The sequence below is a fragment of the Lactobacillus kalixensis DSM 16043 genome, assembly GCF_001434335.1.
Lineage (GTDB): Bacteria > Bacillota > Bacilli > Lactobacillales > Lactobacillaceae > Lactobacillus > Lactobacillus kalixensis.
In genome coordinates this window covers 87,579-110,529 of record NZ_AZFM01000003.1, presented here as the reverse complement: position 1 = coordinate 110,529, position 22,951 = coordinate 87,579, and the positions used below count along the sequence as shown (strand labels likewise).

General features: G+C 36.0%; 25 protein-coding genes. 7 read left to right on the top strand and 18 right to left on the bottom strand.

Translation table 11 applies throughout. The annotated features are described in order from the left end of the window. The first annotated feature begins 396 nt into the window (after positions 1–396). Both FC46_RS01980 and FC46_RS01975 read left to right on the top strand, forming a co-directional pair. Positions 397–1,329 (top strand): NAD(P)/FAD-dependent oxidoreductase, encoded by a 933-nt coding sequence (locus tag FC46_RS01980; protein ID WP_201779048.1) that lies wholly within the window; start codon positions 397–399, stop codon positions 1,327–1,329. Between the two features lie 9 nt (positions 1,330–1,338). Then, positions 1,339–1,989 carry a VTT domain-containing protein gene (locus tag FC46_RS01975; protein WP_057797367.1) on the top strand — a complete coding sequence of 217 codons (651 nt, stop codon included), beginning with the start codon at positions 1,339–1,341 and terminating at the stop codon, positions 1,987–1,989. A 10-nt stretch (positions 1,990–1,999) separates the two neighbouring features. Here FC46_RS01975 and FC46_RS01970 read toward each other — a convergent pair whose 3' ends face one another. The 5 genes from FC46_RS01970 to FC46_RS01950 are packed head-to-tail and all read right to left on the bottom strand — an operon-like array spanning position 2,000 to position 5,679. Next, entirely contained in the window at positions 2,000–2,608 is a 609-nt protein-coding gene (locus tag FC46_RS01970; protein WP_057797366.1) for a TIGR01906 family membrane protein, read from the bottom strand. Then, positions 2,605–3,375: a TIGR01457 family HAD-type hydrolase gene (locus FC46_RS01965; protein ID WP_057797365.1), complete on the bottom strand. Its 771-nt coding sequence runs from the start codon at positions 3,373–3,375 to the stop codon at positions 2,605–2,607. Before FC46_RS01965 ends, FC46_RS01970 begins: the two co-directional genes overlap by 4 nt. Next, positions 3,376–3,957, bottom strand: a complete 582-nt coding sequence (locus FC46_RS01960) for a YutD family protein (RefSeq protein ID WP_057797364.1) — start codon at positions 3,955–3,957, stop codon at positions 3,376–3,378. It lies immediately after the preceding gene. Beyond that, on the bottom strand, positions 3,958–5,331 hold the full coding sequence (locus FC46_RS01955) for a bifunctional metallophosphatase/5'-nucleotidase (RefSeq protein WP_057797363.1): 1,374 nt from the start codon (positions 5,329–5,331) through the stop codon (positions 3,958–3,960). A 15-nt stretch (positions 5,332–5,346) separates the two neighbouring features. Then, the gene (locus tag FC46_RS01950) at positions 5,347–5,679 is read right to left on the bottom strand and encodes a hypothetical protein (protein ID WP_057797362.1); all 333 of its coding nucleotides are present in this window, start codon (positions 5,677–5,679) and stop codon (positions 5,347–5,349) included. An 89-nt stretch (positions 5,680–5,768) separates the two neighbouring features. Between FC46_RS01950 and FC46_RS01945 the strand changes: the two genes are divergently transcribed. Then, positions 5,769–7,148: a glycerophosphodiester phosphodiesterase gene (locus FC46_RS01945; protein ID WP_057797361.1), complete on the top strand. Its 1,380-nt coding sequence runs from the start codon at positions 5,769–5,771 to the stop codon at positions 7,146–7,148. 49 nt (positions 7,149–7,197) lie between these two features. Here the strand turns inward: FC46_RS01945 and FC46_RS01940 are convergent, their stop codons facing one another. Further along, positions 7,198–8,199, bottom strand: coding sequence for a substrate-binding domain-containing protein (locus FC46_RS01940; protein ID WP_057797360.1), 1,002 nt, complete (start codon positions 8,197–8,199; stop codon positions 7,198–7,200). Between the two features lie 153 nt (positions 8,200–8,352). Here FC46_RS01940 and FC46_RS01935 point away from each other — a divergent pair, with 153 nt between their 5' ends. Further along, on the top strand, positions 8,353–9,459 hold the full coding sequence (locus FC46_RS01935; RefSeq protein ID WP_057797359.1) for an aminopeptidase P family protein: 1,107 nt from the start codon (positions 8,353–8,355) through the stop codon (positions 9,457–9,459). Between the two features lie 65 nt (positions 9,460–9,524). On the opposite strand, the gene FC46_RS01930 is transcribed toward FC46_RS01935, so the two are convergent. Both FC46_RS01930 and FC46_RS01925 read right to left on the bottom strand, forming a co-directional pair. Then, positions 9,525–9,887, bottom strand: coding sequence for a DUF1269 domain-containing protein (locus FC46_RS01930; RefSeq protein ID WP_057797358.1), 363 nt, complete (start codon positions 9,885–9,887; stop codon positions 9,525–9,527). A gap of 29 nt (positions 9,888–9,916) precedes the next feature. After that, positions 9,917–10,342: a DUF948 domain-containing protein gene (locus tag FC46_RS01925; protein WP_057797357.1), complete on the bottom strand. Its 426-nt coding sequence runs from the start codon at positions 10,340–10,342 to the stop codon at positions 9,917–9,919. Between the two features lie 115 nt (positions 10,343–10,457). Between FC46_RS01925 and FC46_RS01920 the strand changes: the two genes are divergently transcribed. Further along, complete coding sequence (locus FC46_RS01920; protein ID WP_057797356.1) at positions 10,458–11,306, top strand: mechanosensitive ion channel family protein; 849 nt, start codon at positions 10,458–10,460, stop codon at positions 11,304–11,306. A gap of 118 nt (positions 11,307–11,424) precedes the next feature. Here FC46_RS01920 and FC46_RS01915 read toward each other — a convergent pair whose 3' ends face one another. Beyond that, positions 11,425–12,045, bottom strand: a complete 621-nt coding sequence (locus FC46_RS01915; protein WP_057797355.1) for an XTP/dITP diphosphatase — start codon at positions 12,043–12,045, stop codon at positions 11,425–11,427. Further along, positions 12,045–12,845, bottom strand: a complete 801-nt coding sequence (murI, locus tag FC46_RS01910) for a glutamate racemase (protein WP_057797354.1) — start codon at positions 12,843–12,845, stop codon at positions 12,045–12,047. The genes FC46_RS01915 and murI overlap by 1 nt, the downstream gene beginning before the upstream one ends. An 86-nt stretch (positions 12,846–12,931) precedes the next feature. On the opposite strand from murI, the gene FC46_RS01905 reads away from it, so the two are divergent. Together FC46_RS01905 and mscL are read left to right on the top strand one after the other, a co-directional pair. Next, complete coding sequence (locus FC46_RS01905; protein WP_057797353.1) at positions 12,932–13,342, top strand: YslB family protein; 411 nt, start codon at positions 12,932–12,934, stop codon at positions 13,340–13,342. A 71-nt stretch (positions 13,343–13,413) separates the two neighbouring features. Further along, the gene (gene mscL / locus FC46_RS01900) at positions 13,414–13,785 is read left to right on the top strand and encodes a large-conductance mechanosensitive channel protein MscL (RefSeq protein ID WP_057797352.1); all 372 of its coding nucleotides are present in this window, start codon (positions 13,414–13,416) and stop codon (positions 13,783–13,785) included. A gap of 48 nt (positions 13,786–13,833) precedes the next feature. Here the strand turns inward: mscL and trxA are convergent, their stop codons facing one another. The 8 genes from trxA to FC46_RS01860 form a co-directional block, all read right to left on the bottom strand. Then, positions 13,834–14,145 (bottom strand): thioredoxin, encoded by a 312-nt coding sequence (gene trxA / locus FC46_RS01895; protein ID WP_057797351.1) that lies wholly within the window; start codon positions 14,143–14,145, stop codon positions 13,834–13,836. A gap of 75 nt (positions 14,146–14,220) precedes the next feature. Continuing rightward, complete coding sequence (locus FC46_RS01890; RefSeq protein WP_057797350.1) at positions 14,221–16,578, bottom strand: endonuclease MutS2; 2,358 nt, start codon at positions 16,576–16,578, stop codon at positions 14,221–14,223. Positions 16,579–16,652: 74 nt separating this feature from the next. Further along, positions 16,653–16,967: a DUF1292 domain-containing protein gene (locus tag FC46_RS01885; protein WP_057797349.1), complete on the bottom strand. Its 315-nt coding sequence runs from the start codon at positions 16,965–16,967 to the stop codon at positions 16,653–16,655. Next, complete coding sequence (ruvX, locus tag FC46_RS01880; RefSeq protein WP_057797348.1) at positions 16,948–17,397, bottom strand: Holliday junction resolvase RuvX; 450 nt, start codon at positions 17,395–17,397, stop codon at positions 16,948–16,950. Before ruvX ends, FC46_RS01885 begins: the two co-directional genes overlap by 20 nt. After that, positions 17,397–17,654: an IreB family regulatory phosphoprotein gene (locus FC46_RS01875; protein ID WP_004045418.1), complete on the bottom strand. Its 258-nt coding sequence runs from the start codon at positions 17,652–17,654 to the stop codon at positions 17,397–17,399. Before FC46_RS01875 ends, ruvX begins: the two co-directional genes overlap by 1 nt. Positions 17,655–17,707: 53 nt before the next feature. After that, entirely contained in the window at positions 17,708–20,347 is a 2,640-nt protein-coding gene (gene alaS / locus FC46_RS01870; RefSeq protein WP_057797347.1) for an alanine--tRNA ligase, read from the bottom strand. A gap of 239 nt (positions 20,348–20,586) precedes the next feature. Continuing rightward, positions 20,587–21,948 carry a DEAD/DEAH box helicase gene (locus FC46_RS01865; protein WP_057797346.1) on the bottom strand — a complete coding sequence of 454 codons (1,362 nt, stop codon included), beginning with the start codon at positions 21,946–21,948 and terminating at the stop codon, positions 20,587–20,589. Then, the gene (locus FC46_RS01860; RefSeq protein WP_057797345.1) at positions 21,941–22,897 is read right to left on the bottom strand and encodes a DHH family phosphoesterase; all 957 of its coding nucleotides are present in this window, start codon (positions 22,895–22,897) and stop codon (positions 21,941–21,943) included. The genes FC46_RS01865 and FC46_RS01860 overlap by 8 nt, the downstream gene beginning before the upstream one ends. Positions 22,898–22,951: the final 54 nt, after the last annotated feature.

Here is a 22,951-nt window from a genome sequence, read left to right as displayed (position 1 = left end):
TTTGGGTTCTTACACCCGCACACTTTAGCGAAACTTTGTTCAGTTTTCAAGGTACTAGCCTGTCTGCTCTAGCAGACAGCTTTTATGTTTTATCAAATCAACTCAACTCTTGTCAAGTATTAATTTGATTTATTTTTTCTGTCGCTCAAGTGATTTGTATCACCTGACGACAGTTAAATATATTACCAACTTTAAAAGATGAATGCAAGTCTTTTTTTAACTTTTTCAAATATCTTTTTTGTTGAATCAACTTCTTACGAAGCCGACTTAATTAATTTACATTACTTTGTCTGATTTGACAAGTAAAATTTTCAATGAATTTGAAAGAAATTCATGTTAAAGTTGATACATCAGCAATTGAGAGGAGTTTTTAAAATTAAAAAATTTGATTTAGCAATCATTGGAGCTGGTCCCGTTGGATTATTTGCTGCCAATTATGCTCATCTTCATAACTTAAAAACCGTTATTTTTGATTCTATGGAAGAAATTGGTGGACAACCTAAAATGCTCTACCCATTTAAAGACATTACTGATATTCCTGTCTTTAATCATATTACTGCCGATGAATTAATTGAGCGTCTCACTTCAGAACTCACTGAAAAAGCAAAGATTGAAACTAATCATCGAGTAAATGAGATTGAAAAGAATGAGGATAGTTTCATCATAGATAATGAATATTTAGTAAAAAGTATCATTATTGCAACTGGGGCTGGTGCGTTTAAGCCTAAAAAATTCCCAGTCAAAATAGCTCCAGAAGCTGAAAAACGTGTACATTATTTCTTTAAAGATCCTGAAAGTTTCGCTGGGCAAACGATTGGCGTTTTTGGAGGCGGAGATTCGGCACTAGATTGGGCACAAGAATTAGCTAAAGAAGCAAATGTAATTTTAGTTCATCGACGCTCTGAATTTCGCGGAATGCAGTCGAGCGTTGAAAACTTACGTAGTTTAAAAAACGTTGAAATTTTGACGCCGTACCTTCCAAAAACTGCAGAACTAGTTGATAATAAATTGAAGCTCGGCCTCAAAAAGATGGCAAGCTCAGAGATTGAATATCATGAATTTGATCAAATTGTTGTGGCCTATGGTTTTAGAGCAGACAATCGTTTTGTTAAAAAATGGGGAATTGAATTAAATGGAGCTGGGATTAATGTCTCCCGCACAATGGAAACAAACATTTCCGGAATTTATGCAATTGGTGATATAGCAACATATGAAGGTCGTGTTCCTGTTATTGGTGTTGGCTTTGGTGAAGCTCAAATTGCAATTACAGATATTATGCGAAGACTTTTCCCAGAAAAGACTTTAACAATTCACTCAACAAGTATGTAGGAGAGAAATATGAACCTGATCGATTTTATCCTTCACATTGATGATCACTTAGTTACAATTGTTAATCAGTTTGGTAGCTCAACTTATCTAATTCTTTTTGCAATTATCTTTATAGAAACAGGACTAGTTATCTTTCCTTTTCTACCCGGTGATTCACTAATCTTTGCCGCAAGTGCGATGGCTGCGAATCCGCGCTATCAGCTCAACATTTGGGTGATTTATCTAGTCGTAACATTAGCTGCAATCATTGGAGATACAGTAAACTATCATCTTGGTTATTGGTCAACTCATGCTGGACAAAAGCATTCCTGGTTTAATAAACTCATTAATCAAAAAAATAGATTGGCAGCTGAAAAATTTTTTGAACGACATGGACCAATTACCATTGTAGTCGGTCGATTTATTCCTTTCATCAGGACATTTGTCCCATTTATTTCTGGTGGAAGCAAAATGCATTACGGCCGTTTTATCACTTACAATATTGTCGGCGGAATACTTTGGACTGGTTTATTTACAACAATCGGTTACTTCTTCGGTAATATTCCATTTGTAAAAGACCATTTTTCAATGATTGTTATTGCAATTATTTTAGTTTCAGTAGTTCCGATCATAATCGTTGCATTAAGAAAAAGAATTTCACTCAAAAAGGAGTTCCATTAAGGAACTCCTTTTATTTTTGCAATAGTTTTGCGGCAAAAAACAACTCATAGATAATCCCACTTACTGCAAAGCAAGAGGCAAAAAACCCTTCGGTCAGAACATTGATAATCGGATCCGTCGTTGGATCAAACAACCAATTACTATTTGAGAAAAAAATATGATGAAAGGTTGCAAAAAATGTATCAAAGTTTGCCATAGCAAAAGGTAAGATCGCCACGGGTAAGATTAAGAAAAGTAATGCCCAAGTTTTATCCAAATTAAGCAAGTTCCTTTTTTGATCTTTTCGAGCAATCAAATACATAATCAAGCACACAATAAAGACAACAATCGCCAGCAAAAATAGCCTTTTACAATCTGCAAAATGTTGTGCAGCATCGCGTGACGTAGGAAAGTTATCCATTTTTAGTTTTGTTTTAAAAGGCCACATCAAATACCACATCAACTGATTGTAGTTATGCATTACTTTTAAAATAGACATATTTACAGTTTCATTAGTTTTTTGCACTAACATAAAAATCCAAAGCAAGGGCCAACTAGCAATAATTGCCCCTACTACACTTGAAGATATGGCAAATAGTAAATGATATAAGGCTATTAAAGGATTATTGTTTTTCATCATATTTCATATTCATCTAAATTGTTTACAACAATCGTAGGTTGTTTTTTCTCTACAATATCGCTTTTTTTAGTAATACCTGTCAAAGTCAGTAACTGATCAACACCGCTATTAAAACCAGCTCTGATATCAGTATCATAATTATCGCCAACTAAAATCGCATTGTTTTTATCGTACCCAACTTTTTCAAGTGCCATCTCAACAATAATAGATTCTGGTTTTCCAATATACAGAGGCGCTTGTCCGCTTGCGGCTGCAATCATTGCACATTGAGAGCCATTACCTGGAACAAATTCATCCCCTAAAGGCAAATTCATATCTGCATTAGTTCCAATAAAAGTTGCTCCATTACGAATTGCTCTCGTTGCTACGCGGACTTTATGGTATGTCAAATCAGTATCCATCCCAACAATAACATAGTCTGGATTTTTCTCGTTTAATTCAAATTCAGGCCGGCTTAACAACTGACTCCACAAACCGATTTCGCCAATTATATAAACACCAACTTTTTTCTTATGACTATGTTCTAAAATGTAGCTCACCGTAGCCATACTGGGGGTATAAACATGTTCAACATCCGTTTCGATGCCATGGCCCTTCAATTTGTCAACTACCATCTGCGGCGTTCTAGTAGTATTGTTCGTTAAAAAAAGATAGTCCTTGCCTGCTTTATCTAGTCGATGAACAAAACGTACCCCTGATTCAACAGTTTCGTTTCCTCGGTAGACAGTTCCATCCAAATCGATTAAAAATACACGGTAATCTTTCACTTACTTGCTATCCTTTCTCTTCTTAATTACAAAAGCATGCTTACGCCCGTGCCCCTTCTGTACAGCCACTGACTTTTTCTTGAAGTTTGTCTTATGAACTCTCCGCTTTTTGAAATTATTCTTAAAGTTATTCTTATTCTGCTTATTATATCTCTTTCGGTGAAAAGCATTTTTTTCTTGGCTCTTACCAGAATAACGATGCACCGGTGAAATCAATTCTAACACAAAATAAGCACTGCCCGGATTACAATACTCAATCAAATAATCAGCAATTGCTCTTTCTTTTCTATCAATAGCAGTCTGAACAATGTCTTTATAAAAACCTTTCAGCCGCAAATGCTCACTAGAAATATCCCCTACCAAAAAATCATATTGATCTAAGTATGGGTCATATTTTCTACGTAATATTTCTACATCCAGTGCGTCCGCTTTATTAATCAAAATTCGATAAACTTGCTTATTAATCTTGATTCTCCCACCATCAACTGAAACAGCAGCCATCGGATGACGCAAAGGTTGTTCTTTTTCAAAACGGTTTTCTTTATCTTCTAATTTATTTTCTTGATCTTCTTTTTTAGTCATTTACTTCACTTCTTGAGGTAATGGATATTTTTTAGCTAAATAATTCCCAATAACTTCTCTTAAAAATTGTGGGAAAAGGAATTCATTTTCACCAACAATTGACAAGGTTGGGAAAAATGGCACTAGAACATAATGATCTAGACCAGCAATTTGATAATCTTTCAGTGGATCGATCTCTTTGCCATTCACGTAAACAATTCGCTTAGCCAGATCGACTTTGATCCCTTTATAGTACATTTGACCAAAAATTTTCCCTCTAAAACTCATCCCTTGCAAAGGAAAATGATCCAAATAATGTCGATTCTTTTCAATTTCCATTACTAAGCGCCACAAGTCGCTACCCCTTAAAGTTGAGCGCACGACATGCATTGGGTGCGGCAAAGAGTGCTGTAAGTCGAATTTGGTCAAAATCCCCGCTTTGAACGGATGCAAAAATAGCCCTGAACTTAAAATCGCCAAATCAGTTTTAGCAAAATCAGCAATTGCATCAAGAGAAACTTGAATCGCTTCCATCTTATCACCTTCAAATTTTTCAGGTAAATCTGCAACTTTTTCACTCTCTAAAATTTCCTTGCCTTTTATGCGATAACTTTGAATCACTTCTTCATCTTCTGGCATTTCAGGCATCTCAGCTGTAGCAAAAGTTCTAGGAACAATCTTTTTAACTTTATGATCCTCTAATTCGATTAAAATATCACCAACATAATGTCCCCACTTACCTGTCTGCGTAATCCAGACTCCATTAACTTCCAAGCCATTTTTGAGTAAATCATGGCTATGACCACCGACAATTAAGTCAATTTGAGGATAATGTTTAGCAAGCCAGCAATCCATCTTTAAACCAACATGTGTTAATAAAATCAAAACATCATACTTGCCCTCAATTTCAGGCAAAACTCGATCCATCGTTTCACCTAGCATTTTAATATGCCAGTGATTAGGACCATAGGTCATCGGATAAGCTGCAGTTAAACCAACTAAAGCAATTCTAGCCCCTTGTTTAGTCGTGATAATTTCGTAATCTCTGGCCCACTTAGGCATAGTTTCGTCTTCTTCACGTAAGTTGGAAAGCAAAATGGGATAGTCAACATGATCAAATAGATGCTCTAACACCCAGTGAGGATTAGATATCCCTTCATTGTTACCAATTGTCCCAGCAGTATATTTAAAACCATTCATTAGCTTAATATTAAACTGCCCCTCTGTTGCATCAGTTAAGGGATGTGAGCGATCCATAAAATCGCCAGAGTCAAAAGTATAAACTTCATCCACTGTTGGATCAGCTTGCGCTTTTTCTAAATAGCGTCCAATTTTGGGGAAGTTTTCAAAATGTGAATGAAGATCATTAGTATGCAATATCCGAATCTGTTCCATAAAGAAACCTGCTTTCTAGCCAATATGATTAGCCTTTAACACCATATTATAGGCATCTAAAATTTTTCCTTTTGGTTTTTCCCATTCAATCCATTTTGGATCTTTCCAATCATCTTCATTAAGCAAAGTCTGCAAATCATAAGTATCATTGATATATTTTTCATAAGTAATCAATGGCTTAGTTCTAGCAATATTTACTTGTAAAATTTTCACTCTTTTAATATAACCGCGATTGGCTGCAAGCTCTGCAATTCCATTTTGATCAATATTAGAAATCTCAAAATACTTACTACCATCTTTGCGCGTTATCTCTTCAATTAAATCTAAATTTTCGTATTGATGTTCCATACCTTACACCTGTTCTACTCTAAAGAATTTGCGAAAAATAGAAAAAAATGTACATCCATGCTATTGTTATATGCGATAGAGGTGTACACATGAAATTAAAAAGCCAATTGCTTAAAGTTCTGCTTTTTAGCTTTATTTTTATTTTTTCAAGCGGCTTCACTGTTGTGGGGCACCGCGGAGATCCAATTAAGTATCCTGAAGAAACTATTCAGAGTGATAACTCCGCCTTCAATTCCGGTGCTGACTATATCGAACTAGACCTGCATTTATCAAAAGACGGTGTCCTGGTAATCTCCCACGACGATGATTTATTCCGCGTTACTCATACACATGCAATTGTATCACAAAATACTTTTCAATCGCTGAAACAGCTACGTTACGATAACGGTGAACATGTAATGTCTTTAAATGAATTATTTAAATATTACAAAAACCGGCCAAATACTAAATTTGTTTTGGAAACCAAAATTGATCACAGCATTGATCATTCTTATGAACTTGAAAATAAAATTGCAAAAGTAGTTAAAAAATATCATATGGAAAATAGAATCATGATTCATTCTTTTTCTGCAGCAAGTTTATTTCGTTTGAGAAAATTAATGCCACATGCATATCTAATTCTAATTGTTGGTAGCTTAAAGCGAATTAATTTCAGCAACTTACCACAAGTAAACGCTGTTAATGTTTCCTCAGACATCATTCAGGATCATCCTTTTTTAATTCGCTGGCTCCACCGAGTTCACCGCCAAGTTTTTGTTTGGGCAGAGATGGATGAGTCACCTAGTTTATGGAATTGGTTAATTAACAAAAATGTTGACGGCGTTGTTACCAACTTCCCTGCGACTGGTTTTAAATACAAACTAGCAAAACAGGGCACAAAAAAATACGCAATTGACCGAACCGCAATTTATTTGGGTAAAGATAAAACACCGATTGTAACTAATCCTTATATTCGTATCTCAAAGAAAAAATATGTATATCCAAACCAAAAATTACACATTATGTATGGTGTTAGAGTTGATGATCGTCTTTATTATCAGGTAGCTGAAAAGAGCTTTATTTCTGCAGAATTCGTCAATCTTGACCTTACTCCACAAAATATCACCCCATATGCAAATAAGTCCATTGTGGCTAAGCCAAATAAACAGGTTCCGCTTTATACTTATCCTGAAAATACTGCTAAAACCAACAAATATCTTAATCCAGATAAAACTTATAAAATTCAAAACTTTAATGGTAGTCCACAGAGTATGTGGCTTTACACCAAAGATGGTTGGATTAAAGCATCAGATATTTTATTCTACGGATTTTTTAACAAAGCAGAATTAACAATCTTGAAAAATTTACCTAAAATAAGTCGCTACTCTAATATAGCGTTACTATCTTATCCACTTCCTCAATCAAAAATAAGTCAGTCATTTACCGCAATTATGAATAGACTCAATAATATTATTTACAACCGTCAATAAAAAAGAGATTGAACATCAATCTCTTTTTTTATTAAGTAAATATATCAAATTAAGAATTCAAAGTACTTTGCTTCTTAACTAATTCATATGGCATTACAATATGGGTGTCGTCAATTTCTTCGTTGTTCATCAACTTAGTAAGCATTCTCATTGCTACAGCACCTATATCATAAAGTGGTTGCTTAACTGTGGTTAAGGCAGGACGCACAACAGAAGCAATTTGAGTAGCACTTGAAGTGATGATTTCAAGCTCTTCTGGAACCTTCTTTCCAGCATCAAGAGCGGCATTTAAAATACCGACTGCAGTACTATCACGTGTTACAAGCACGCCATCTATACCGTCTTTTTCGAGCTGTGAGAATAAATTGTAACCATCTGAATAGTCGTTAACGTTTGTATAAATATGTTCTTCAGAAATATCGTGATCCTTAACAAATTTCCGATATGCAGTAACTCTATTATCACTGTTAACAACAGCGTCTGGGTCACCTACAACTAATGCCAACTTTCTCTTGCCATCATTGTACATCAAATTGTAAGCCTCAGTTCCTGCTTTTTTGTAATCAATTGTAACAGATGGAAATTCAGCACGATTATCCTTAGTACCGGCTAAAACAACAGGTGTATCTGTTCTCTTAAAAGCTTCTGCTGCTTCATCAGGTAAACGATTGGACATATAAATCACACCGTCAACTTGTTTATTAAGCAAGCTTTGAATAACCTGATCTTCTTTCATTAAACGATTTTCAATACTGGTAATAATAATATTGTATTTGTACAAAAGCGCAATATCATCAATTCCCTTTGACAATTCTGCAAAATATAAATTAGTCAAATCTGGAACAATTAAGCCCACTGTAGTAGTCTTTTTTGAAGCTAATCCTTGAGCTACAGCATTTGGTTGATAATGTAGACGCTTAATAACTTCTTCAACTCGCTCGCGAGTTTCCTTACGAACGTTATTATTACCGTTAACAACACGAGAGACAGTTGCCATTGAAACTTTAGCTTCACGGGCAACGTCATAAATAGTAACTTCTTGTTTATGCATATATCTCATTCCTTATTAATTTGGTTCCCAATAAATTTAACACAAATGCCCAAAGCAATGCAAACGTTTGCAGTTTTATTTTCATTTTTTCATGTTTATTCATGATATACTTGATGAAAAATATTAACAAGTTAATTTTAGAAAGGCCATATCATGAATTTAGAAAAATTGAGTCAATGGTTAATTGATACAGACAACGATTTTGCTTATATTTCAGATCCAATCAGTATTGCTTACTTTACTGGTTACAGTATGGATCCACACGAAAGAATTTTTGCATTGCTTGCATTTAAAGATCAAGCTCCTTTCATCTTTGCACCAGAATTAAATGTTGAAGAAGCCAAGAACTCTGCTTGGGATGGTGATGTATACGGCTATTTAGACCACCAAGATCCATGGCAAAAAATTGCTGATTTAGTTAAAAAGCACGTTTCCAATCCTCAAAAAGCAGCAATTGAAAAGAGTTTCCTTTCAGTTGAACGCTTAGAAGAATTAAGACGTGTCTTTCCAAGTGTTGATTTTTCAGGCAATGTTTCACCGTTTATCGCTAAGAGTCGCTTAATTAAGACTCCAGAAGAAGTTGAACAACTTAAAGCTGCCGGAGCTGAAGCTGATTTTGCATTTCAAATTGGTTTTAACGCCTTAAGAAATGGTGTTACTGAACGTTATGTTGCAGGACAAATCGACTATCAATTAAAATTGCAAAAAGGTGTTATGCACACCAGTTTTGAAACCATCGTTCAAGCCGGTACCAATGCTGCTAACCCGCACTTAGGGCCTACCATGAACAAGATTGAACCTAACGAATTAGTCTTGTTTGACTTAGGTACAATGCATAACGGCTATGCATCAGACTCAAGTAGAACAGTTGCTTATGGTACACCAACTGAGAAAGAAAAGGAAATTTACGAAATCGACCGCGAAGCTCAACAAGCTGCAATTGACGCTGCAAAACCAGGTATGACTGCAGGCGAACTTGATGCGATTGCTCGTGATATTATTACAAAAGCTGGATATGGCGAATACTTTATTCACCGTTTAGGTCACGGTATTGGGATGAACGTTCACGAGTTTCCTCAGATCATGGAAGGTAACGATGTTGTCTTAGAAGAAGGCATGTGCTTCTCAATTGAACCAGGTATCTATATTCCAAATGTTGCTGGTGTTAGAATTGAAGACTGCGGTGTAGTAACCAAGAATGGCTTTGAAACTTTCACTCATACTGACAAAGAATTAAAGTATATTCCAGTTAAAGACTAAAATAAAAACTCATAATTACTATCAACTTGAAGTGATAGCAACTATGAGTTTTTTATTATAGGTAATTATTCAGCTGGCTGATTTACGCCTTCATCTGCAGTATCATCATTTTTTTCTGCATTATTTAAATCTTCAGCAGTATTTTCTGCATTATCATCGACATCATTATTTGAATCATCAATGACAATATCATCAAAGTCCTTTAATTCTGAGTCATCTTCTACACTCTTAGGAAAAGATGCCAATTGGTTCTTCACAATTTCAGTACCATTGTCATATTTTTTCTTTAAGTCTTGAAGTTTTTCGTTATCTTGGAATTTCTTCTTAACGTCATCAATTTGATCATCATCAACTAATAATGAACCAGCAACAAAACCTGCAACGGCACCTAAAGCGGCACCAACAACGAAATTAGTAAACTTACTCATTTTAAAATTCCTCCTTTATTTAATTAAAATTAGTCTTCACCCTTACGACGCAAACGTCTTGCCAAAAGAGCAGTCATAATCGAAGACACTATTCCAGTTCTTGCACTGCGAACATTATTAAAACGTTTTACCATTTTCTTAGAAGAATCGTTGATTTCTGAAACGCTTTCTCCCAAATCTGCAGCAGCTTGAACAACTGGATCTATTGTCTTCATTTTACCATTAACATCAGCTAAAAGATCATTTGTTTTATCAAGCAAATCACTAGTTTGCTTTATCAAGCCATCTACATCAGCCGAAATTTCTTGGATTGACTTGTTAGTAGTCTGCATAGTGCGGTCAACTTCTTTTAAAGCTTTTGAAGTGCGTACAAGTGTTGGAATAGTAAACAATACTAAAATTAAAAATGCGATTGCAGCAATTAAGCCTGCAAGAGCGCCGTATGAAATTGCCATCTTATACCTCCAAATTTATATCTAAAAAAAGTCTAGCATGAAAATGCTTTATTCTCAATCCATATGTAATTTGTTAAGATAATAAACAAGAATTTAAAATACGAGGAGTTTAGCCATGAAAAATGCTTTAGGGATTAAAGTAAAAAATATTTCCCTAGATTGGGACAAGATTGGTAATAATTTATTATCAATAACTTGGCAGCTAGTAATTACAACTATAATCTTTTATCTAATCTCTCATTTTGGTAAAAAGATTATCAATCGATATCTAAATTCTCGGCCTAAAAGAAATACCAATAAACGAACTCAAACAATCACAGCATTAATTAACAGTGTTTTTCAATATACCGTGATTTTCTTCTATCTTTTTGGAGTTCTCTCTATCTTAGGTGTACCTGTTGGAACGCTACTTGCCAGTGCCGGAATTTTTTCCCTAGCTTTAGGGATGGGAGCACAAGGCTTTGTCAGCGACTTAGTCAACGGATTCTTCATTCTAAGCGAGGATCAATATGATGTCGGAGATTTAGTTCAGATCGGAACTAGCGTTGGAACAGTTGTCCAATTAGGCCTTAGAACGACAAGACTTAAGGCTTCAGATGGTTCAATGATCTATATCCCTAATCGGAACATCACTGTTGTGCAAAACCTAGCTCACGGCGGCATTGGCTTAGACCTTACTCTAGATCTTGATGCCAGCAATGATATTAATAAAGTTGAACAGTTAATTAAGGAATGCAATCGTGATATCAAGGTAGAAAAAAAGACAATTATTCAAGGACCGACAATTGTCGGAATTACTGAACAAACAGGTAAAAAGTTTGTCTACCAAATTCATTTTCAGGTTAAACCTGGTAAACAAAGCGTTGTTCGCAATCTATATTTAGCTAAATATATTCAAGTCTTGCAAGAAAATAATATTAAATTTGCGGATGAACCAGTTGTTAAAACTACTCTTGCAAAATAAATAAACCGGAGATAAATTCATTTTTTGAACCTATCTCCGGTTTTATTTTATTCTTTTAATCTCAATAGTTTTGATAAATAGAAATAATTTCTAATACCACAACAGCTCACCTAACTCATTAATCAAACTGCGTTAGCCATGCAGGAAGTTCTTTTAATAACTTTTCAATTGCACGTCCTCTGTGAGAAATTTCATTCTTTTCGTCAATCGTCATTTGCGCAAAAGTCTTACCCTTTTCTGGAACATAGAAAAGTGGATCGTATCCAAAACCATCTTCTCCGCGTGGTCCTGGCATAATTCTACCTTCACACTGCCCACTTACAACCAAGTCTTGGTCAAAGTGATCAGGCATTGAAACGACAATGGTGGTATTAAATTTAGCAGTTCTTTTTTCTTCAGGAACGCCGCCTAATTCTGCTAATAATTTTGCATTGTTATGAGCATCATTATGAGCTTCTCCAGCATAACGAGCTGATCTGACTCCAGGGGCACCATCTAGAGCATCTACCATCAAGCCGGAATCATCAGCAATTGTTGCTAGTCCTGAATATTCTGCTAAAGCATGTGCCTTTAATTTGGCATTTGCTTCAAAGGTTTTTCCAGTTTCAGCAACATGTGGTGGATTATCTAAATCTGAATTTGTCTTAATATCTAAGTCAACACCTGCAGTTTTAAAGGCTTCTTTTAATTCTCTAACCTTGCCTTGGTTATTTGTTGCAAATAAAATTTCTTTTGCCATTATAAATTCTCCGTATCAACTCGTTCTGCAACTAAATTTTGATCCCCTAAAAATGCGCGCCCCATTGCGGCAAAATTATCAGGATCTCCAGTAGTGTAGTACTTATGATAAATTGACGGATGAATGTTAAACAATCCATCGCGCCGCATAACGTTAAAAGTATATTGTGCTACTTGATCTGCTGGATCAACAATATGCACATTTTTACCTAAAACTTCTGCAAACTCTTTTTGAATAATTGGGTAATGAGTACATCCCAAAACAAAAGTATCAAAATCTTTTTCCTTAAGTGGAATTAAATCGTGCTCAACAGCTTTAAGATTAGTTTCAAAATTCTTTCTTTGTTCAATTAATGGAGCTAAGTCAGGTGTTGCTACTTCAGTAACGTCAATTTCTGAATTTCTATATTTGATTTCTTTTTCATAAGCATGTGAATTAATGGTTACTGGGGTTGCACAAACTGCAACTTTGTTATTCTTCGTAGTTCTGGCTGCTGCTAAACTACCAGATTGAATTACACCGATAATTTGAACATCAATTTCTTTTTGAATAATGTCCATTGCAGCAGCTGTAGCTGTATTACATGCAAAGATAATTAGCTTAACATTCTTACTTAATAAAAAATTAACGCTCTTGCGAGTTAGTTCAATGACTTCTTCACGAGACTTATCGCCATATGGCATGTGCTTACTATCCCCAATAAAAATTGTCGATTCATTAGGAAGTTTATTAATCACTTTTTTAACGATTGTAAAGCCGCCAACACCTGAATCTAAGAGTCCAATTGGACGTCTATCCATAATTATTCCCCCTAAAGAAAAATTTTTGTTTTCTACTGTTACTAGTTTACGGTAAAATAAAAAAGAATAAAAGGGATGAAAACTTTATGGAAAACAATACTGAACAACCAAACGAACATGTATATTTTATTAATCAACTCTATCGTGACTTTTTATTACCAGAAATCTTAGGCGACGATAATGCTGCTATTCTTTACTGGGCTGGTAAGCGCGTAGCACGTCATTACGCTCTTTCTTCTTTTGACGATTTAGTTGAGTTTTTTAACATGGCTGAATTTGGTAATTTAGTCAAAGTTAAAGAACGTCGTTCCTCTATTACTTATGAATTAAGTGGTCAAACTGTTGAAGACCGTTTAAATAGTGATAGTAAAGAATTTTCACTTGAAAGTGGTATGATTGCAGAAACTGTGCAAACTACAATGGATCGTCCAACCGAATGTGAAATTGCTATTCTAGAAAAAGAAAAGAAAGTACAATTAGTAGCACGCTTTGGCTAGGCAACTAAATAGTCTATTTTTTCATCTTCCTGTATACTTAAAAATGAGTAAGAAATATAGGAGGAACACTGATGATAAAAGAATTTAAACAATTCATCGCACGTGGAAATGTGATTGATTTAGCTGTAGGTGTGATTATTGGTGCCGCTTTTACCGCAATTGTTAATTCGCTTGTAAAAGACTTGATTAATCCTTTAATTGGATTATTTATTGGCAAAATCGATTTGTCCAACTTGGTAGTAAAAGTTGGCGACGCAACATTTAAATATGGTAATTTTATCAATGCTATTATTAACTTTTTGATTATTGCTTTAGTTGTCTTTTTAATCGTAAAATCACTTAACAAAGTGATTAAAAAAGAGGAACAACAAGTTGATCCTACCCCTACAGCAGAAGATTATTTAAAAGATATTCGTGATATTTTAGAAAAACAATCCAATTAGAAAAGGACGGCTTTCGCCGTCCTCTTTGTTTGTTCTGATTTTTATTAGTTAGTCTGTATATTGATCTAAAATGCTGTTTAACTTTTCCTTTGGGGTGTAACCAGTCAAGCGATCAACAATCTTACCATCTTTCTTGATAATAAGAGTTGGAATAGCCATAATTCCCAAGTTCTTTGCAGTTTCTTGATTGTTGTCTACATCCATCTTAGTGAATCTTACGTCTTGACGTTCTTCAGCCAATTGATCAATAACTGGAGATTGCATTTTACATGGACCACACCAAGTTGCCCAGAAATCAGTCAAAACTACACCATTACTAGTTTCTTCTTCAAAGTTTTGGTCGTTAATTGCATCAACCATAGTATTACCTCTCTCGTATTAATTAAACTATATTAATAATATATCAGGATAACTTACTTTTTACAAGTAATTTGCTTACTTGAGTTGAACAATCGTTGCACCATTTCCACCTTCATTTGCTGGAGCATAATTAAAGGCTTTGACATGTCCACTACTTCGAAGATACTGCCAGACTCCCTTTCTAATTGCACCAGTACCGATACCATGAATAATCGTTACAGTGCTAAGCCCAGCCAAAAGTGCAGAATCAATATAACGATCTAAATTAGTCATTGCCTCATCATAGCGTTGACCACGCAAGTCTAATTCGCTATGAGCATTACTTCTTCTAAGCGAAGCACTAGTTGCTCTAACTGGTTGTTTTTGTTTCTTGGTAGTTCCATCAATTTTTTCAACATCACGATCACTAACTTTAACTTTAATGATACCCATTTGGACTTCATATTCATGTTCAGTTAACTTCTTAGTAATCGTCCCTGTTTGACCATATGAGAGCACTTTTACTCGGTCACCTACATTTACATGATGCCGACGTTTTTCACGCTGTAAGACCTTATTATTTGCCAAATTCTGAGCTTGACGTTCCAAACTATTCAATTCACCTTTAGCATCGATCAATTTATTTTCTTGAATACCAGCACCGTTTTTGCGTTGTTTTTCAAGTTCTTCAATAATCTTATCAGCTTTCTTGCGTCGTTTAGCGACAACTTCATTAGCTCTTTCTTGAGCAAAATCAAGTTGTTTTTGCAAGCGTTGATTATACCAGTCTAAAGCATCTTGCAATTTCTTTTCCAGTTTTTGAGCTCGATCTAGACTCGTTTCTAAACGTTGACGAGCAGTTGTTGCCGCCTTAGTTTGTGCATTTAAACGCTCAATCATCTTATTAATATCTGAATCGGTATCTTTGATCAAACTCTGAGCATTTTTGACAACATCTTCGCGCATTCCTAAGCGGCGCGCAATTGCAAATGCATTACTATGACCTGGAATTCCAATTTGTAAATTGTAGGTTGGTGACAAAGTCTTTAAATCAAATTCCATTGATGCATTAGTAGTGCGCGGACGATTATAACCATACAACTTCAATTCTGGATAGTGCGTAGTAACCATAATTTTAGCATTTTTCTTACGTAAAAAGTCCAAAATACTAATTGCTAAACTAGCACCTTCTTCAGGATCAGTCCCTGCTCCAATTTCATCAATCAAAACCAAAGTATTCTTGTCCACATTTTTCATAATGGCAACAATGTCATTAATGTGTGAGGAGAAAGTACTGAGGGATTGTTCGATTGATTGCTCATCCCCAATATCAGCAAAAATTTCATTAAAGATCCCAACTGTACTACCTTCTTCAGCTGGAATAAACAATCCTGATTGTGCCATTAATTGAAGTAAGCCAACTGTTTTTAAAGTAATTGTTTTACCACCTGTATTAGGACCAGTGATCAACATCGTATCAAAATCAGTACCAAGTCGTATATCGTTTGGCACAATTTTTTCTGGATCAATCAATGGGTGCCGCGCCTTAAGTAAGTTGACCGAATGGTCTTGACTAAGCTTAGGTTCGGTCGCTTTCATTTGCTTAGCTAATTTTGCTTTAGCTTGCAAGAAATCTAATTGGGTTAAAACTTCCGCAATTTGATTTAACTCTTCAATATCTTCTCTTGCTAAATCAGACAAATTTCGCAAAATACGATGAATTTCTTGTCTTTCTTGAGCAAGTAAATTTTGTTGACGATTGTTCAAATTCAATACGGCTTCTGGTTCAATAAACAAAGTTTGACCACTGGCACTTTGATCATGAACAACCCCACCAAATTTTCCACGATATTCTTGTTTAACGGGAATTACATAGCGGTCATCACGAATAGTTACAATCCCCTCAGACAAGTACTTACTACTATTTCCTTTAGTGTAAGATTCCATCTTATTCTTGATTTCTTCTTCATTGCTGCGCAGATCATGACGAAGGCGTGCTAAAGCAGAAGAAGCTGTGTCTAAAACTGTTCCGTCATAGTCAACCGACTTTTTTAATTCTCGATATAATTGATCTGGTACATCAAGTTGATCAAGTAAATTATCGATTGCGCTTAAGTCAACGTTATCAACATCTTCTAAGAACATATTAATTTCATTTGCTAAAGTCAAAACAAGCAATAAATTACCTAATTCTTGTCCATTTAAATTTGCTTTTACACTTAACCGCTTGGTGCTTGGCTTAACATCTTCAAAATCTGTTAAAGGAAGTTGTCCCTTCACTCTGAGTAAATTTGCCAAAGCAAAAGTTTGATCTAGACGTGATTTAACTTTGTCATAGTCAGTACTTGGTAATAATTCTTGAGCCTCTTTCTTTGCTGGCTCCGTAATCGTTAAATTCTCTAGGAGTTCAGTAATTCGACTGAATTCCATAATTTCTAAAATTTTCTTATTCATTGATATCCTGTAAGTTCTTAATTTCTATGTAATAACAAAAAGAGACTGGCTGAGCCAGTCATCTTTTTTATTCACTATTCACCGCTTAAACGGTCATCATCCAAGAATGTATTGAGTACTCCTTGAACCATATCCCATTCTTCATCAGATGTGATTTCATGTAAGTCGCTGCTTGTAACATCGCCTTCATCATCAGCATCATAACTGAAAGCCTGCACTTCAATATCTTCATCCTCAGCTATAGCTTCTGGGTAAAGAAGCACATAAGATTTATCATAGTCATCTGAATGGAAAGTGAACAAAATTTCATACAATTCTTCATTACCTTGATCATCAATCAAAGTAATTTGACGGTCCTTATCACCATCGTTATTCATGTTTGCTACCATTTTTATCCTTTCGGTGTAAGTCTAAATAGTTTTGCAAGATCAGTACTGCCGCCATTTGGTCAATTACTTCTTTGCGTTCATGACGATTATGCATTCCTGCTTCTTCAACAAGAACGCGTCTTGACTCAATTGTCGTTAACCGTTCATCTGAGTAATATACCGGCAATTTAAACTTATCTTCTAACCTCTTACCATAAGCTTTGCTGCGTTCAACTGAATGCCCAGAAGTACCATCCATATTTTTTGGCAGTCCTAAGACAAAACCGTCTGCATCATATTGACGTACGACTTTTTTTAGAGCTTTCATTCCAAAATTGTGACGTTTTTCATCAATCGAAATAGTCTCTACTTTTTGTGCAGTAAAGCCCAATTCATCACTTACAGCTACTCCGACTGTCTTAGAACCTATATCTAAACCAATTAAACGCATTACTTATCTTTACCGAGATAGCTCTTTACAAGCTCTTCAATGATTTCGTCACGTTCATGCTTAAGAATCAAATTACGAGCATCATTATGGCGTGGGATATAAGCAGGATCGCCAGAAAGTAAGTATCCTACAATCTGGTTAATTGGATTATAGCCCTTTTCTTCGAGCGCATTGTAAACATCTTGAAGAGTGTCATAAACATTTTTTCCTTTGTTCTGGTTAAAGTCAAAATGCATTGTCTTATCTAGCGAACTCATATTTATTCCTCCTGCCAACAATTTTACTTGAAAAAAGAACTAAACTCAATTATTTAATTTTCTGAAATTTCAGCAACTACAGTCTTAATAGCGTCTTCCAAACCTTCTGGCTTTTTACCACCGGCTTGGGCCATATTTGGACGACCACCACCGCCACCACCAAAGATTGGTGCAGCCTTCTTAATTAAGTCTCCAGCCTTAAGTCCTTTATCAAGTGCCTTCTTATCTAAACTAATAATCATGTTAGCCTTGTCATCACTCTTAGCTGCTAACACAAGAACATCTGACTTGTTACTGCTCTTCCAGTTATCAGCTAATTCACGCAAGTCCTTCATACCTTCAACTTCAGCAATTTCTGCAATAACAGTTAAATCACCAACAGTTTGAACGTTATCAAAGATTTCACCAGCCTTAGCTTGGTTAATCTTCTTGTTAAGTTCTTCAACTTGCTTTTGGCTATCGTGCAACTTAGTTTCAATTGAATCAATTTTATCAATAATATCGTCAACCTTAGTCGCCTTAACTTCAGCTTGAATGCTATCCAATAAGTCTGAACGGTTAGCTAAGTATTCGTAAGCCTTCTTTGAAGTTACAGCTTCAATACGACGCATACCTGCACCAACTGCAGATTCTGAAGTAATCTTGAAAATACCAATTTGGCTAGTGTTGTCACAGTGAGTACCACCACAGAATTCTGATGAGAAGTCACTCATTTGAACAACACGTACTTTGTCGTTATATTTACCATCAAATAAAGCCAAAGCACCCATCTTTTCACCTTCTTCAGGTGTGGTAATAGTGGTAGTTACTTGAATTGCTTCCCAGATCTTTTGATTAACCAATTCTTCAACTGACTTAAGTTCACGTGCTGTCATTGGTTCCATTGCTGTGAAGTCAAATCTCAAGTAATCAGGTTCTACTAATGAACCAGCCTGGTGAGTGTGATCACCTAAGATTTGACGAAGGGCTGCGTGAAGAAGGTGAGTTGCTGAGTGAGAGTGACGCAAGCCTTCACGACGTTCACGGTCAATCTTAAGAACGTATTCTTGACCCTTTTCAAGTGGTAAAACAATATCAACAAAGTGTAAGTTTTGATCGTTAGGTGCGTGTTGAACGTCAGTAACCTTAGCTACTAAATCACCATCTTGATTGTAAATATCACCATGGTCAGCAACCTGTCCACCACGTTCTGCATAAAATGGAGTCTTATCAAAGACTAAAACAGCTTGTTCACCATCTGCTTTATCAACTAACTTATCATCAACAACGATATCAATTAATTTGGCATGTGGTTCTTCATAAACACCGTATTCAAATTCTGAATCATCCTTGATGTTCATCAAAGTTACATCTTGACGCCCCATTGATTGAAGATCACCACGAGCCTTACGAGCACGTTCTTTTTGAGCTTCCATTTCTGCATCAAAGCCCTTCTTATCAACCTTTAATCCAGCATCTTGAGCAGATTCAAAAGTTAATTCGTATGGAAAACCGTAAGTATCAAACAACTTGAAGGCATCTTTACCAGAAATCGTCTTTTCTTCAGAATTTTGAGCATCATCAATTAATTCATCAAGTAGATTCAAACCTGAATCAAGAGTTGCACCAAAACGTTCTTCTTCGTTTTGAATGACATTAGCAATAAAGCCTCTTTGATCCATAACTTCTGGGTAGTGACTTTCCATGATTTCGCCAACTACTGGTACAAGCTTGTAAAGGAATGCTCCCTTAATACCCAAACGTTGACCGTTTAATGCAGCACGACGGATCAAACGGCGTAAAACATAACCACGACCATTGTTTGAAGGAAGAGCACCATCAGCAATCGCAAAGCTTACTGCACGAACGTGATCGGCAATAATCTTGAATGAAGTAGTATCTTCGGCATTTTCACCATACTTCTTATTGTCGCTCATCTTTTCAGTGGCATTAATAATTGGCATGAATAAGTCGGTTTCAAAGTTAGTTGGTGCATCTTGCAAAATTGAAAGTACACGTTCAAGACCCATACCAGTATCGATGTTCTTATGTGGTTGATCAACGTACTTGCCATTTGGTAAGTGGTTGTATTGTGAAAATACGATGTTCCAAATTTCAAGGTAACGAGCATTTTCACCACCAGGGAAGTTTTCTGGATCATCTTCAGCAACATCGTTATTTTCTTGACCACGATCGTAGAAGATTTCAGTATCTGGACCACAAGGACCTTCACCGATATCCCAGAAGTTGTCTTCAAGCTTTACAATATGGTCAGCTGGCATCCCTGCCTTTACCCAAACATTAAATGAGTCTTCATCCTTTGGATAAACAGTACAGTAAAGCTTATCCTTATCAAGACCAAGCCACTTAGGACTTGTTAAGAATTCCCAAGCCCAAGGAATAGCTTCATCTCTGAAGTAGTCACCTACTGAGAAGTTACCAAGCATTTCAAAGAAAGTCTGGTGACGAGCAGTTTTACCAACGTTTTCGATATCGTTAGTTCTGATTGACTTTTGTGAACTAGTGATACGGTGGTTCTTTGGTACAACTGAACCATCAAAATATTTCTTCATAGTGGCAACACCAGAGTTAATCCAAAGAAGAGTTGGGTCATCCTTTGGAATAAGTGATGCACTAGGCATAATCATGTGGCCATGTTCTTTGAAGAAGTCTAAGAACATTTGACGAAACTCTGAACTGGTTAGTTTCTTCATTTTTATCTCCTTAAAAACAATAAAAAACACTATTGCTAATTCAAGGACGGGGAAATACTCGCGGTACCACCTTGATTGCAACAGTGTTTGTTACCTCTTAATTATCTTTAATTCATTACTTAAAGGAGCACTTAGTAAAGCGGATTAAGCACTTCTCACCAACTAGCTCTCTCTTTGAAATCCCACTTTAAAAAGCATATCTTAAGCTGAAAATAATTGTACTACAAGCTACGCTTTTGTCAACGCCCTTGTTCACGGCGACGTTTTCTTTGTCGCTTAGCCTTTCTAACTTCATGGCGTTGTTCTAGTTTACGCTTTTGCCGATTATCTTCTTGAATTGCGCGCTTAATCTTTTTCTTATAGCCAGGCTTACGCTTACGTTTTTCTTTCTTAACGTATCCTACTAATTTAGTATCAAGTTTGCGATTCTTAGCTTGACGATTATCACGACTTCTGTAGTGCTTACGTGGAACTAATTCATCATTCTTGATTTCAACAAAGTCAAAGTGAACACCAAGCTTTTCAAGTTCAGCGATGCGGCCCATTTCCTCTTCGCGAATCAATGTAACTGCATGTCCTGGTAAGCCATTACGACCAGTTCGTCCGATTCGGTGAATCATAAATTCAAGATCGCGTGGAACTTCATAGTTAACAACTAAGCTGACACCATCGATATCTAATCCGCGCGCAGCTAAGTCACTAGCAACAACGTATTGGTATTGTCCTTGTTCAACTTGGCGCAAAGTTCTCTTTCGTTCACGTTCAGTAATTCCGCCGTGAATTTTAGCAACTTTTAAGCCTTGATCTTGTAAGTAATTAACTAATTCGTCCACCTTTTGCTTAGTATTAGCAAAAACTAAAGCCAGATAAGGTTGGCCCATTGTTAATAACTTGTACAAAATGTTTTTACGGTCTTTTGAACCGATATCGAGTAAATCGTTTTTAATAGTTGGAGCAATTACAGTTGGATTATCAATGACGATTTCATCTGGATGCGCCATATATTTACGTAAGAAGTTTGATAATTTAACTGGAATAGTTGCTGAGAAAGCGGCAATTAGTGTATTCTTCGGCAGTTTTGCCATCACTTGATCAATATCAGCTAAAAATCCCATATCCAAAGTCATATCAGCTTCGTCAATAATGAAATCCTTAACTTGATCAACTGCAAAAGCCTTCTTTTGAACAAAATCAAGCAAACGACCAGGAGTTGCAATAACTAATTGCGGCTTATTATTTTCAAGTCGTTCTAATTGTCTTTCGCGGTCAGTTCCGCCAGCAAGATGCATGATTGAGATATCAAGCTCTGATGCCTTACGTAATTCTTTAGCAACTTGATAAAGTTGATCAGCAAGTTCTCTACTTGGTGCGGTAATGATTGCTTGAACGTAATTTGCGTTTTCATCAATATCATTTAAAACTGGCACTAAATAAGAGTGTGTCTTACCTGATCCAGTTGCAGCTTGCACCACAACATTTAAACGGCTTAATAAAGCCGGAATCACCTTTTCTTGAACTGGGGTAGGTTTATCAAAGTGAATTTTTTTGAGTCCTGCTTGTAATTCAGGACGTAATCTTGAGTCTGTAAAAATATTATTCATGATCCTCATTGTACTTCTTAGTTACTTCGACAACTTCTTCAAAGATTTGTTTTACTTCGTCCATATCTTTGGCATTGGCACCTGAAGCTAATGCGTGGCCACCGCCATCATGCTTTTCAGCTAATTGGTTAATAACTGGACCTTTTGAACGGTAGTGAACGCGGTAAGTGCCATCTGGCTTTTCAACAAAGACATTCCAAGCCATAATGTCCTTAATTCGACCTGGTGTAGAAATAGTAACGGAAGCTTGATCATCAGTCACGCCAAGTTCTTTTAAGTCTTTTTGAGTTAATACAGCGTATGCTGCACCACTTGGATCAACAGTCATGTAATCAAGAACTGCTGCTTGAAGCTTAGCTTGAGCAAAAGTTACGTCACTAATGTTACGAGCGATTTCGTTAATATTAATACCTGTATTTGCTAATTGAGATGCAACATCAAAGGTATGAGCACTAGTTTCTGGATACATAAATCTTCCAGTATCACCAACAATACCAGCATAAAGTGGATAAGCAACATCAGCAGTAATTGGCAATTTTTCTGCATTTAAGAAATCAACAATAATTTCACTTGCAGCTGGAGCATCTGGATCAACATAGCTCATGTCAGCGTATGGATCAACATCTGGGTGGTGGTCAATCTTGATTAAGAAATCACCTTTGTCGTAATTCTTGTTAGAAATACGTGGAGTGTTAGCAGTATCAGTAGTAATTACTAATGCACCTTTGTAATCTTCAGGGGTTACTTCATCCATCGTGTTAATCCAAGTTAGGTCGCCTTCGTCGTTTTCACCGGCACATAAAATTCTCTTTTCTGGGAATTTTGCTTTTAATGCACGTGACAAACCAGCTTGTGAACCAATCGCATCTGGATCTGGGCTAGTATGGCGGTGCAAGATAATTGTAGGATATTCTTTAATTTTGGCATAGATTTCATCAAAAGTACTCATAGTTATAGTTGTTCTCCTTAATATTATTCTTATCTAGTTTAACAGAAAAGCGCC